The 14,503-nt window shown below is 62.6% G+C and carries 4 protein-coding genes; 1 reads left to right on the top strand and 3 read right to left on the bottom strand.

All coding sequences use genetic code 11. The features are described 5' to 3' along the window. The first annotated feature begins 111 nt into the window (after nucleotides 1-111). Nucleotides 112-12,603: a filamentous haemagglutinin family protein gene (locus GTQ41_RS12120; RefSeq protein ID WP_217325508.1), complete on the top strand. Its 12,492-nt coding sequence runs from the start codon at nucleotides 112-114 to the stop codon at nucleotides 12,601-12,603. A gap of 64 nt (nucleotides 12,604-12,667) precedes the next feature. Here the strand turns inward: GTQ41_RS12120 and GTQ41_RS12125 are convergent, their stop codons facing one another. From GTQ41_RS12125 to GTQ41_RS12135, 3 genes are all read right to left on the bottom strand, one after another. Next, nucleotides 12,668-12,937 (bottom strand): type II toxin-antitoxin system RelE/ParE family toxin, encoded by a 270-nt coding sequence (locus tag GTQ41_RS12125; RefSeq protein WP_045122487.1) that lies wholly within the window; start codon nucleotides 12,935-12,937, stop codon nucleotides 12,668-12,670. Further along, the gene (locus tag GTQ41_RS12130; protein ID WP_003225628.1) at nucleotides 12,927-13,118 is read right to left on the bottom strand and encodes a hypothetical protein; all 192 of its coding nucleotides are present in this window, start codon (nucleotides 13,116-13,118) and stop codon (nucleotides 12,927-12,929) included. The genes GTQ41_RS12125 and GTQ41_RS12130 overlap by 11 nt, the downstream gene beginning before the upstream one ends. Before the next feature lie 273 nt (nucleotides 13,119-13,391). Continuing rightward, on the bottom strand, nucleotides 13,392-14,339 hold the full coding sequence (locus GTQ41_RS12135; protein WP_047293969.1) for a transporter: 948 nt from the start codon (nucleotides 14,337-14,339) through the stop codon (nucleotides 13,392-13,394). Nucleotides 14,340-14,503: the final 164 nt, after the last annotated feature.

Consider the following 14,503-nt stretch of genomic DNA (forward strand, 5'->3'; position numbering starts at 1 on the left):
ATCCGTTCGGTCGCGCCCCTCGCCAACGGCCTATGTCGTAACAGCAGGTTTTTGCAGGCCTGCGGCATCTTTGGCAACCCAAGTGTGGCAATCAAAAAGGATCTCGTAGTGATGCTCGCTCGCCCATCCCGTCGTACCAACGTTCTGTCCTCCAAGCGTGAAACCGTCGAGCCGGCGCTGTGGTTGCTCAAGCCGTTGGCGCACGCGGTGGCGTTGTGTCTGGTGGCGGGCAGCGCGCAGGCGCAGACGGCGTTCAGCTCGGGCTGGTTTGCTGCCAAAGGTGCGGCGCAGCAGGCCGCAGCGGCGCGTCCGAGCGTTGGCGGATTGCCGGGGATGACACCGCCATTGGCCCAGCAACAAAAAGCCAATGCGCAATTGCAGCGTTCGATCCAGACCCTGAACAACACCGTCGCCGCGATTGCCGCGCAACAAGCGGCGCAGGCGGCCGGACGCGCTGCTGCGTTGGGCACGGTACAGTTTGTACCGGACGGACTGGGCGAGGGCGGTTTGAAAGTCGATAACAGCCTGACCCAGGGTTGGCAGAACGCCAAGGGCCCGCAACAGACCCAGGCCGACGGCAAGACCACAGTGAAGATCGAGCAGACCGCCGACAAGGCAATCCTCAACTGGGAAACCTTCAACGTCGGCCGCAACACCACCGTTGAATTCGCCCAACAGTCCAACTGGGCGGTGCTCAACCGCGTCAACGATCCGAATGCCCGGGCGAGCCAGATCCAGGGCCAGATCAAGGGCGACGGCACGGTGATGCTGATCAACCGCAATGGCATCGTGTTCAGCGGCAGCAGCCAGGTCAACGTGCGCAACCTGGTGGCCGCTGCCGCCAACATCACCGATATCCAGTTCCGTGATCGTGGCTTGTACTTCGACAGCACCGGCACTCAGCCGACCTTCACCGATGCTGCTGGCAAAGTGCTGGTGGAACGCGGTGCCGCCATCGACACCCACAAACCGGCATCGTCTACCGCTGCCGGGGGTTATGCCTTGCTGCTCGGCAATGAAGTGCAGAACGACGGCAGCATCAACACCGTCAAGGGCCAGACCGTGCTGGCGGCCGGCGACCGTTTCTACATCCGCAAGGGCTCGGGCACCGAGGGCAATGCGCTGTCCAGCACATTCGGCAGCGAAGTCATTCCGGGCTTCAAGGCCGGTGCCGTTGCGGGCAACGTCACTAACAACGGACTGATCCAGTCTGCCACCGGCGACATCACTCTGACGGGGCACGAGGTCGTGCAAAACGGCGTATTGCTCGCCAGCACGTCAGTGGCGACGCGGGGCACGATTCACCTCACCAACCCGAGCACCGATACCAACGGCAGCGTGACGCTGGGGCAGGGCAGTGCGACGGCGATCATGCTCGACAGCAGCGACATGACCGCCCTCGACAGCCAGCATCAGGCCGCGCTGACGGGCGTCACGGCCAATAACCGGATCCGTGGCGATCAGTCACGCGTCGAGATTCAGAGCGGTGGCAGTGTCGAGTTCCAGAACGGCTCGATCACCCTGGCCACCGGCGGTCAGGTTGCGGTCAGCGCACGGCGCCGCAGCCTGGTGCGCGACGGCGCAATGATCGACGTGTCCGGTGCCCTCGGCGTCAAAGTGGCGATGGAAAACAACAGCATCAAGATCAACGTGCAGGGTAACGAGCAGCGTGATGCGTCGGTCAACCGCGAGAAAGGCGCGCTCAACAGCAATGACATCTGGGTCGATGTGCGCGAGCTGGTGTATGTGCCGGCGGGCACTAACGGCTACGCCACGGATCGCTGGTACACGGCGGGCGGTTTGCTCGAAGTCGGCGGTTATCTGGGCACCCAAGGGCACAGCATCGGCGAATGGATGGCCCAGGGCGGCATAGTGAGTTTTGCCGGCAACGACGTGGTCACGGAAAAAGGTTCGTTGATCAACCTGTCCGGCGGCACCCTGGATGTGCAGAGCGGCGAGATCCGCCAGAGCTGGCTGCGTGGCGCCGACGGCAAGTTGTATGAAGTGTCGCGCGCGCCGGGGGATCTGCTCTACACCGGTCTGTACAAAGGCTATGAAGACAGCAGCGAACGCTGGGGTCAGACCAGCTATTACTACAGCCCGCTGATTGCTCCGCGCTCACGCTTCGAGTCGGGTTACACCGTGGGCCGCGATGCCGGGCAACTGGTGGTTTCCACGACCAGCGCCGTGCTTGACGGGCAGATGATCGGCGAGGTGTATCAGGGCCAACGGCAGAATCAGGCGCCGAAACCGCTGCTCGACGGCTATCAGCAGAGCCAGACCGCGCTGGCCCGGCGGGCGCAGTTGATCGTCGGCAGTTACGACCCGACCTTCGTCGCGGCGTCGAATGGCCTGCTCTACACCCTCAATCCCTTGCTCGATCAGGTGCAGATCGGTGGCACGCGCCCGGCCGCCGGCAACGATCCGGACTTGACCGGCGCGGTGTCCGATGCCCGCAAGGGCAAGCTCTATCTCGATAACGATCTGCTCAACGGATTCCACCTCGGTGCGCTCAAGGTTTCGACCAAGGATCAGATTGCCGTTCACGGTGCGCTCACGGTCGACAACGGTGGCGACGTCACCCTGTATTCCCCGGATGTGCAGATCGGCGCCGACCTGACCGCGCGTGGCGGTAGCCTGCGTCTGGGCAATGTGCTCAATCAGTTTCTCAGTAGCGATACCGCTGACACTCGGCTCACGGCGAAGGTCGGCAAGGCGACGCAAGTCACTGTGGCCGACGGTGTGCAACTCGATACCCGTGGTGTATGGAGCAACCTGCGCAGCAACCCGGACGATGGTGCGAGTCTGGCGTCTCTCAATGGTGGCCTGGTATCGATCCGCAGCAGCGGCGATATCGACCTTGGCGCGGGCAGTCTGCTCGATGTTTCCTCCGGTGGCGCTGTGCTGGCCAACGGCAAGACCCGGGGTGGCAAGGGCGGCGACCTGACGCTGGAATCCAGTGCGATTTCGGCGCCCGGTGAAACCCACCTGAACCTTGCGGGCGATCTGCGTGGCTACGGTGTCACGGGCGGCGGCACGCTGACGGTGCAGGCCAACAGGATTCTCATCGGTCAGACCGACAAGGCGCTGGCCGACAATACCCTGCAGCTGTCTGCCGATCTGTTGCGCAAGGGCTTTTCCGCCTACAACCTGATTGGCCTGAATGGGCTGGACGTTGCTGAAGGCACGGCGATCGATGTGTACATGCCGGTGTACCGTTTCGCTGATGCCGCGCCGAATCAGGTCAGTGGTGTCGATCCGCAAACGGCGCTGGAGCTGTGGACGCCGACGCTGTTCCAGGAAAACCCGACCAAGGGCTTGTTGACCCAACGCGCCGGCGCCAGCCTGACGTTGCAGGGCGGGGCCAGCCTGATCGGTTTGATCGATGCTGCCAACAGCCCCCTGACTCTGGGCCGCGGTTCGCGGATCAGCGTCGATCCGGGGCAGAGCATCAAACTGCGCGGTGCCGGGCAGATCACCGTGGAAGGTGAGCTGAATGCCTGGGGCGGCACGATTGATATCCGTCAACAACAGTTCGGTTCGAACAAACCGGCGACCTCCATTGTCGTGGCCGATCCGAGCGCACATGACCGTTCCATCTGGATCGGTGAACAGGCTGTGCTGGATGTCGCCGGACGCGCCACTACGGCAGTCGATGCGCTGGGCCGCACTTACGGTCAGGTCGGCAAGGGCGGCAGCATCATCATCGGCGGTGAAATCGATGCGAAACTGGCCACTGCCACGGCCGCCGATGCTTATGTGATCGTCCGTGAAGGCGCTCGGCTGGAGGCTTCCGGCAGCGAGACCGTTCTGGATATCGCCGGCCAAGGGCCGACCCGCGTCGCAACCGACGGCGGGCGGATCAGACTGAGTTCCTACAACGGCCTGTTCCTTGAGGGCCACCTGCGTGCAGCGGCGGGCGGTATCGGGGCTGCCGGCGGTCGTCTGGACATTGCGCTTGAGACACCGCTGTACGTTGACTCGGCAAGCAATGCCGTGCGGGCGCCGCGAGAGATGATCATTGGCCAGGCGCCTGCGGACAAACCGCTCGCGCCGGATCTGCGTCCGGGCGAGGGCGCCGCTGACCTGCGCTACGGTCAGACGCGCTTGAGCGCAGACGGCCTGATGGCGGGCGGCTTCGATAACCTGAGCCTGTTGAGCAACGGTTTGCTGTCGTTTGCCGGCGACGTCAATCTGCACGTGAACCAGAGCCTGACGCTGTACGCCGGGGCGTTGTCGCTGGCCGAAACCTCCGCGAGTACGACCCGCGTCGATTTGAGCGCGCCGTACCTGCGTCTGTCCGGCGTGGGCACTTACCACGCCGGCTTCGGCCTGATACGGCCGCGATTGACCAATAATCCGACGACACAATTGTCGGACGCGACCTTCAACGCATCAGCCGACCTGCTGGATGTGGGCAATGGCCTGTCGTTCGGTACACAGGGTTCGATCCTGCAACTCGGCGCGCCGGCGGTTGCGTATGGCCGACGGGCATTTGGTCAGGTGAGCCTCGACAGTCGTGGCGATCTGCGTTTCCTCGCGCCCAACGACGGTGCCGAAAAAACCCGGTTGTGGACGCCGGGTGACTTGAACCTCGGTGCTGCACAAATCTATCCCGCCAGTGATGTCCAGGCTGAAGTGCGCGTTGGCTATCAGGGCGCCGTTGCGGTGTCCGACCATACGCTGCGGATCAGCAGCCACGGTGCGGCACCCGCTGAGGTGCCGTACTCGGTATTCGGCAATCTGAGTTTTTCCGCGGCGTACATCGAGCAGGGCGGGGTGGTGCGGGCCCCGCTGGGCAAGATTGTTCTGGGTGACGATTTGCAAACCACCAGTCATGAGGTTCGACTGCTGTCGGGCAGCACCACGTCGGTCAGCGGCGCCGGTCTGGTCATGCCATACGGTGGCACCACGGACGGCATCGACTATCTCTACAACGGTAAATCGGTGGTGTTGAACGGCATCACGGGCGATAAAAACGGCGTGGCGATCGGTGGGCAATACATCGAAGTGCAGAACGGTGCGCTGATCGATCTGTCCGGCGGTGGCGATCTTCGCGGCGCCGGTTTCATTTCCGGACGTGGCGGTTCTACCGATGCGCGCTTCAATCCGCTGGTGCGCAATGCCACCGATGGCACCTTCAGTCTGCCGGGGCTGGCGAGTAATCCGGTCTACGCCATCGTGCCGGGCAATCAGAGCCGTTACGCGCCGATCCTGGCCGAAGCCGGAGCGGTCGATCCGCGCATCGGCCAGCAGGTCACTATTGGCGCCGGCGTGCCGGGGCTGGCGGCGGGGACTTACACGCTGCTGCCATCCACCTTTGCCTTGTTGCCGGGCGCATTCCGGGTCGAGGTCAACGGTCAGGCGACGCCGGCTGCGACGACGGCAGCGTTGCAACTGCGCAACGGTTCGTGGACCAGCAGCGGGCAGATGTCGATTGCCAACACCGGACTGCGCGACAGTCTGGCCAGTCAGGTGATCCTGACGTCGGCTGAGGTGTTGCGCCGTTACTCGCAGTACAACGAAACGTCGTTCACCCAGTTCATCCGCAGCGATGCCGCCCGGCGTGGCGTGCCCCGTGCGTTGGCACCAATGGACGGCAAGGTGCTCGATCTGCGCCTGAGCACGGGGGGCAAGCACGACACTGCGTTGCAGTTCGATGGGCGAGCGTTGTTTGATGCCGCCGAGGGTGGGCTGATCGGCACGGCGGCGTTACGCGGCGGTTACGCCGGCGCCGAGTTCGAGGTGCTCGCTGCGGGGCATGCGCCGACGCCGGGTTTCAGTGGCGTGTCGGTGTACGCCGACACGCTGAACAACCTCAATGCCGGACGTCTGACGCTCGGTGCGCTGCCGGAGGTGATTTACAACACGACGGGCAACATCATCAAGTTTTTGGGGGCCTCGGACAACATCACGCTGCGTGAAGGGGCCATCCTGTCTGCGCCGGAAGTCGTGTTGCGCACCACCTCGACCACCGGTGGCATCACGGTCGAAGCGGGCGCCGGGATCAACACCCTGGGGCGTGGCAATGTGGCCTTCGATTCAACGTCCGGCTACCTCTACCAGCCGCAAGCCTCGAGCCTGTTGGTAGTGTCCAACGGCTGGACCAATGTGCTGGCGCCGGCAACGGCCAGCGGCATCAGTGGCGCGGGCAGCATCCGGATTGGCGTGTGTGTCACGTCATCTTGCAACGATCCGGCGCTGCTCTATTCGAACGGCAGTATTACGGCGGCGACGGACAATCAGTTCGAACTGGGTGAAGCGGTACGTTTCGGCACGCGCCGACTGGCACTGGCAGTGGGCTCGGTCAATGCCGGCAGCGCCGAAGCACTGGCGGCGGCCGGCAGTCGCGTGCCGGCCGGTCTTATCCTTAACCAGAATGTACTCGACCGACTGCTGCGCGGTGACACCCAATATGGCGCGCCAGCGCTGGAAACCCTGAGCCTGACCACCCGCGATGCCTTCAATTTCTACGGCAGCGTGAGCCTCGACACAATCGATCCGCAGACCGGCCAAAGCAAACTGCAGAACCTGCTGCTGGTCACCCCGGCGATCTACGGCCTGGGCGATGCCAGCGATGTGGCGAGCATCCGCACCGCCAACCTGATCTGGAACGGCGCGACGCAAAGTGCTGGCAGCGTCATCACCGGTGGCGCCGGTACGGGCAGCGGCACGCTGGATATTCAGGCCCAGCGGATCGAGCTGGGTTACGGCCCGATGCCTCAGGCCAGCGGGCTGGATCAGAACAATCGTCTGGCGCTGGGTTTTGCCAACGTCAACCTCAGCGCCAGCGAGCGCATCACCGCCAATCACAAGGGCAGCCTGGCGGTGTATCAGGAGCAGGGCGCTTACGATCCGCTCAAGGGTTACCGCTACAGCGGCGGCAATCTGAACCTGCGCACGCCGTTGCTCACCGGTGAAGCAGCTTCGGTCAGCCTGTTGAAGGCCGGCAACAGCCTGACGCTCAGCGGCGGAGGGACTGCCGGGTTGGCGAATGCCTTGGGTGCGGAGTTGAATCTTGAAGCCCGCGACATCGTGCTGGACAGCCGTATCGCCTTGGCCAGCGGCAAGTTGACCGTCAAGTCCGAGGGCGATTTGACGCTGGGCACTCATGCCGTGCTGGACATGGCCGGGCGGACCTTGCCGTTCAACGATGTCAGCAAGTACAGCTGGGGCGGCGACGTATCGCTGTACAGCGCCAACGGCAATATCCGTCAGGCTGCGGGCTCGCGGATCGATCTGTCGGCGAAGAACAATCAGGCCGGTAATCTCAGCGTCATCGCACTGGCCGATGCGGCCGGGACGGTCGATCTGCAAGGCGAGATTGCCGGCGGCAGCAGCGGTTATTACGACGCCGGCGGCACGTTGGTGCCGTACAAGGCCGGTGGCGTGGACATTCGCGCACAGCGTCTGGGCGGTGACGCCACCGAGCAGTTCGCCGCGCTCAATCAGCGCTTGAATGCCGGGCAGGTTTACGGCAGCCGCAGCCTGCAACTCAAACAAGGCAACCTGGTGATCGGCGACGGTCTCAAGGCCGGTGAGGTCAATGTGTCGGTGGACAATGGCAGCCTGACGGTGGCCGGTCTGATCGATGCCAGCGGCGAGCGTGTCGGCAGCATTCGTCTGTCGGCGAAAAATGGCCTGACCCTGGCTGGCAGCAGCGTGCTCGATGCCCATGGTCGCGTGCTGCGTGTCGACAGCTACGGCAAGATCATCGATGCACCCAACCGCGCCACGGTCGAACTGAATTCCGGTGATGGTTTGCTCACGCTGGGCAGCGGTGCGCGCATCGACCTGCGTCACGGCACCGATGCCGTGCCCGGTGTCCTCGCCGGGCAACACGATGCAATGCTGCGCGGCACGCTGGAGCTGAACGCGCCGCGTCTTGGCAGCAATGACATCGCCATCGACGCCAGCGGTGCGCTGACCATTCAGGGCGCACGCTCCATCGGCCTCAACGGTATGCGCCGCTACACCGATGCCCGCGAGGGTGTCGATCAGGCGGTCAGTGGCCGGCCGTATCAAGTCATCGATCAGGCCATGCTCGAACGCATTCATGGCGACAGCAACGACTTTATCAACGCGGCACTGGGCAATAACGATCTGCTGCAACGCAAACTCGCCGGGCTGAATAACGCCACTTACGCCGATGCATTCCATCTGCGGCCCGGTGTGGAGATCGCCAGCAAAGCGGCTGACGGTGATCTGGTGGTGGAGGGCGATCTGGACCTTTCGGGTTATCGCTATGCCAGCCTCAATCCGCACACGCAGCTGAACCCCTCCGTATATGGTTCCGGGGAAGCGGGCAGCCTGGTGATTCGTGCCGGTGGCAACCTCGATATTTACGGCAGCATCAACGACGGCTTCGCGCCGCCACCGGAAACCCAGGACGATGCCGGCTGGAAACTGATTGCCGGTGTGCAGCCGTTCGGTGGCGATCTGATCGTGCCGGGCAGCGGTGTTTCGCTGGCTGAAGGGACACAGTTCCCGATAGGCGCCACGCTCAATTACGACGTGACCATTCAGGGCGCAGTGTTGGCCAGTGGCACGTTGTTGCCGACTCAGGCGGTGCTGGGTGAGGCGTATACCTTCAGCGCCGGCACCGTGCTGGCGGGGGCGATCCACGACAGCAGCGGTCATCTGCTGTACGCCGCCGGTACGCTGCTCAGCGACAGTGTGACGTTGCCTGCCGACACACGCCTGGGTGCCGGGATCCGTTTGAACAAGGCCACCGCCCTGCAAGCGATGAACTGGCCCAAGGGAGTGCCGTTGCCCAGCGTTTACGATGCAGACCTGACTACGTTCTCCGGGGTGAAATTAAAAGGCGAACTGGCCTTGTTGCGCGGTTCGCTGATTCCGTCGATGACCGATGTGAAGCTCGCCGAAGGCACTTCGCTGATCGAGTTGCGCCCGTTCAACGGCACACAACAAGGCAAGAACTGGGCGCTGGCCAGCATGCTGCCGTCGGGCAGTGCCTCATGGTCGATGCGTGTGGTCGCCGGTGCAGATCTTGCTGCGGCCGACAGCCGTGCGGTCAAACCGCTGATCCCTGAAGGCAATCTGCGGCTGGCGGACAGTCATTACGGAGTCAACATCACCACGGCGGCGGGCAAGCTGGTCTGGGCTCCGGATAATCCCTTCTTTACCCCCTACGAGCCGGTCCCTGATGACATGCTCGAGTACTGTCAGCAGATTGCCGACTTGTGCGTACCCATGGCCCGTTGGGTCTGGGCGCCAGGTAGCGGAATGGGGCCGGACTACGAACCGGTTCCCGAGGAGGCTCAATTCATTTGTGATCTGCAGCCAGAGCTGTGCATCGGCAACAATCCGGGGAAAACGGCCAAGGCCCATACGCAGATGTTCAGTGTTCTGCGCACCGGTACTGGCGATCTCGATCTGATGGCTGCCGGCAACCTGAGCATGGATTCGCCTTTCGGCGTGTACACCGCCGGTACACAGTCATCGAATGTCGACCCGTTGTATAACCAGAAACGCGGGCATCTCTCGGACAATAACTCGGTGTTGGGCACCGCCGGTGCCGCTTATGAAAAATGGGTCGACGGTGGCAGCGACAGCCTCTATCAGGCCTGGTATCCGCAATTGGGCGGCAATCTGCACATCAATGCCGGTGGCTCGGTTTCCGGTGATTCCGTCGGCACAAAAGCACAATCGGTGAATGGCGGTTTCCGCGAACAGATCGCCAGTGTGGCAATGGGTAACTGGCTGTGGCGCCAAGGCACGGGCAACCCGGATGTGCCCACAGCGTGGTGGATCAACTTTGGCAGTTACGCTACTCGGTTGATGACGCCTGACGGCAATACCGAACCTTACCTGGTGGGCTTCACCGGATTCGGCACCCTGGGCGGCGGCAACATCAGCCTGCGTGCCGGTGGCGACGCCGGGATGCTCAGACCGTTGGGCGATGCGGTCAATTATCCGCGCAGCCAAGGGCTGATCGTTGCCGTGGGCAGCACCGGGCGTGTCGCCGACGATGGCAGCGTGCAGATGACTGGCGGTGGCGATATCGACATTCGCATTGGCGGCGCATTCAACCCATCGCTGCAAGCGCGGGCCGGGGATAGCGGGACTCAGCCGCCGAGGCACGACCTGCAAGGCGCACTGATCAACTTGCGCGGTGCGGCGCAATTGACCGGAGGGGCGCTGGGCGGCCTCAATCTGCAATACGGTGCCAGCTCGCAGTTGCATGATGTCCGTGAAACCCGACCGCTGGATCCGTTCACCTCGACGACCAGCAACGCCTCCGGTGGCCTGGTGTTGATTCCCGGCGACTCGGGCATGAGCCTCAGTACCCGTGGAGACCTGGTGTTGGGCGGTGCGGCAGATCCCGGACGTGTGCGCCTGCTCAATGCCACGCCACTGCTTGATGACAACGGCAATATCCGCACTGGTGGCATCCTGAGCGGCTTCTCGCTGTGGACTGATCACACCGCCATCAATCTTTTTTCCGCTGGAGGCAATCTCACGCCGAGTACTCAATTAGCCGAGACCGAGGCCAATCTATCCCCTGTGAGCGGCGCCAACTCGTCGCCCACCGATGGACGTTTTGTGTACCCGTCGATTCTTCGGGCGGTGGCGGCGCAGGGGGCGATTTATGCCGGGCCATCGGCGGCTTACAGCGAGCGTGACTTGTCACGGACAACCGCTTATTCACTGTTACTGGCCCCTTCGACATCCGGACAACTCGAACTGTTGGCCGGGGACTCGATCTACGCCGGCGGCTATGCGATCAATCAGTCGGGTGCCAGTCCGCTAGCCATCGCCACCCCGTTCAGGCCGTCATTCCTGGCCTTTGCCGGCAATAACCCCAACAAGCCACTCAACAGCAATTATGGCAGTGACGGTGTTAAACCGGAAGGTAATTCGCGTTATCCATTGTTCGCTTTTGGGCCCGACAACTATTCCGGTTTGGGTGAAGTGCAGGGGCCCGCACGGTTCTATGCCCTGACCGGCGATCTGGTGGGGGTACGCAGTGGCGAGACGTTGAGTTTCGATACCTCGAAACGCACTTGGTACGAAGCAGCAGGCCCTGTCTGGATGATTGCCGGACGTGACATCGTGGCATCCGGAACCCACCTGGGCCAACCGACAGCCGTGCAGCCCGAGGAAATGGGCGTCGGTCAGGAGGGCATTACCTCGACCGGCAACCTGTTCGTTCATAACGACGTGCGAGATGTATCGCGCGTCTCGGCAGGTCGCGACATTCTCTACAGCAGCTTCGATATCGCCGGCCCTGGCACGCTGGATATCAATGCCGGGCGCAACATCCTGATGGAAAATCGCGCCAGCATTACCAGCCTCGGCGCGATAGTGGCCGGGGATACGCAGCCCGGTGCAAGCGTGGTCTTGCAGGCGGGCACGGGCGCGCAGGGGCCGGATTACACAAGGTTCATCGCGCGTTACCTGAGCCCGCAGAACCTTGCCAATCCGGATGCCGCTCTCAACAGCCAGCCGGGCAAAGTGGTCAAGACCTACCTCGACGAGTTGCAGAGCTGGCTGACCCTCGGCTACGGCTTCAGCGGCAACGCAGAGCAGGCACAGGCTTTCTATGCCGCGCTGCCAAGTGCCGAGCAGGCGATCTTTGCGCGGCAGGTGTACTTCGCCGAACTGCGCGCCGGTGGCCTGGAATACAACGACGTCGATGGCCCGCGCAAAGGCAGTTACCTGCGTGGTCGCAACGCCATTGCGGCGCTGTTCCCGAGCACTGATGTGGCGGGCAATCCGATCCGCTATGACGGCGACATCACGCTGTATGGCGGTGCCGGGGTCAAGACCCTGTTCGGCGGCGACATCCAGATGCTCACGCCGGGCGGCGGTCAGGTGTTCGGCATCGAAGGCGCGGCGCCGCCGTCCACGGCGGGGATCATCACCCAGGGCTCGGGCAACATTCAGCTCTACTCGCAGAGCAGCATTCTGCTGGGGCAGAGCCGGATCATGACGACCTTCGGTGGTTCGATTCTCGGCTGGTCGGCCGAGGGCGACATCAACGCCGGTCGCGGCTCGAAAACCACCGTGGTCTACACCCCGCCAAAACGCGTCTATGACACTTGGGGCAACGTGACGCTATCGCCATCGGTGCCGAGCACCGGTGCGGGTATCGCCACACTCAACCCGATTGCCGAAGTCGCACCCGGCGACATCGACCTGATCGCGCCGCTGGGCACCATTGATGCGGGCGAGGCGGGGATTCGTGTCTCGGGCAACGTCAACATCGCCGCGCTGACCGTGGTCAACGCCGCCAACATCGCGGTGCAGGGCAAGGCGACGGGTGTGCCTGTTGTGTCGGCGGTGAACACCGGGGCGATCACCTCGGCAAGCTCCGCTGCCTCTTCAGCCACCCAGGCCGCTGAAGACGTGGCCCGTCAGCAGCAGGCAGCAGCGCGACAGAACCAGGCCTCGGTGTTCACCGTGCAGGTGCTGAGTTTCGGTAACGAGCAACTGGCGCCAAACCGCGATGGCGCCAGCCGTGCGCCGACGACCGGATACAACCCGGACAGCCCGGTGCAGGTGCTGGGCGCCGGGGTGCTGGATGAACAGGCGAAACAGCAGCTGACCGAGGAGGAGCGTGGGCAACTGACGTTGTAAAAGACTCTCGTGCAGTACTTTGGGCGGCCGGTGGGTCGCCCTTTTTTTGTGTGGAGCGGAAGGCTTAGGGATACGCCTGTCGAGCGTGCAAAAGGTTGAGAATCTCGATCCGGTCGGTGACCCGATAAACCACGACATAGTTGGGATGGACAACGATTTCCCGTGTACCGGCGACCTTGCCGAAGCGATAAAGGTAGGGGTGAAGTGGGAGGGCGGAGGTAGCCGCTTCGATGGCGGCGTTCAGTTGACTGGCCGCCACGGCGTTACGGTCAGCGATGTAGTTCAGGGTTTGCCAGAGTTGAGTGCGAGCTTCAGGTCGCCAGTCAACCCGCACTGTTTTTGTTGAGTTTCGATTCGATGAGGGCGCGCATTTCGGCCATCACCTGCTCGTGGGGGATGTTGGGCCGCGGATCATCCATCGAGGCCTGTACCTGTGCCCGGAACCAGCGATCGTAGCTGGCGGCCTGCTCTGGGGTTTCGAAGTCTGAAACGATAAGGGAAAGTTCGGCGCTCATAGTGACCTCCATGATCAATGTGAAGCAGTCTAAGGGGGGATGTGGCTCGCTGTCGTCACTGGCAAGACGAAGTGCGCAGTATCCCGAAGCGCTGGCGGGAAAGATGTCAGACGTTTCCCTTGCCCATAAGGGAAAATCGACGCACGTTGTCATCGGATTCCTCCACAACACCGCCTTCTGTGTAGGAGCTGCCGCAGGCTGCGATCTTTTGATCTGGCTTGTAAAAACCAAAGCCAAAAGATCGCAGCCTGCGGCAGCTCCTGCAGGTCGAGGTCAGAAGGCGTAGGGGATGCTGACCTTGGCCCAGAGCATGTCGCCTTCCGGCCGGTTCTCCACGTCAAATTCCTTGGCCCAGCGAATCTCCGCGCTGGCGTATTTGAGGAAGGTGAAGTGCAACGCCGGGCCAATCGCGAAGACCTGGCCGCGCACGCCATCGTCCACATCCTGCCCGGCGAATTGCACGGTGTGGCCGTACTGTTTGTCGTCGGTGGTCTGCTTGAGGTAATAGCCGTTGATACCGAGCATCACATCGTCGGTGATCTTGTAACTGGCCGAATAATCGAAGTGGAAAATCTGTCCGGACTTGTAGTCGGTGTCCTTGTTCTTTTCGTTGAAGCTGTAGGTGGTCTTGAGTGACACCTCGGTCTTGTCGGTCGGCAGCCAGGTGAACGAGAACAGCGGCTTGTAGGTGTAGAAATTGTTGCTGGTATTGGCCAGCCGATCGACGCTGTATTCACCGGTGGGCACCGTGATTTCCAGGGCGGCGCCGAGGGTCAGGTTCTTGCCCATGTCCCACAGGATGATCGGTGCAATCGTGGTGTCGCCCATGCCTTCGCGGGTATCGCTGAGACCGAATACCGACACTTCCTGTTTCAACCAGGGCTGGGCGATGTAGCCGGCCAGGCGTCCACCGAACACGCGTACCGGGCTCAGGTAATCGATGCGCGGAATGACCGCCGTGGATTCGATATCGACATTCGGCACCTTGCCGCCCAACGAGCTGATGTTGAGCTTGGTCGACTTGTAATGGTTGTAGTAAAGGTTGAACGCGACCATGTTCTCCGGAAGGCTGTCGACTTCCAGCGGCAGCATGAAGAACCCGTCGGTGCCGGGGCCGATGTTGTCGACGCCGGCTTCGGTGGCCAGGGCCGACAGGGACGCGGTGCAACCGAGCAAAGTCAGTGCCAGACGCAAGGGAAAAGTGGCGCGGTTCGGGCTCATGGCTGTCCTCATTATTATTGTGGTGGGACGTGGCGCCGGTACGCGAAACGTCCGGCACCATAGAAATAAGCGCTAGAGGCCCGACGGGGCAGGGTATTGGCGGACAGTTAGGGGGACTTCTGCGGACAGTCGGCCAACCCTGTGCTAACTTCCTTCGACATAAC

The sequence above is a fragment of the Pseudomonas sp. AN-B15 genome (genome assembly GCF_019056475.1).
In the GTDB taxonomy this organism is placed as follows: domain Bacteria; phylum Pseudomonadota; class Gammaproteobacteria; order Pseudomonadales; family Pseudomonadaceae; genus Aquipseudomonas; species Aquipseudomonas parakoreensis.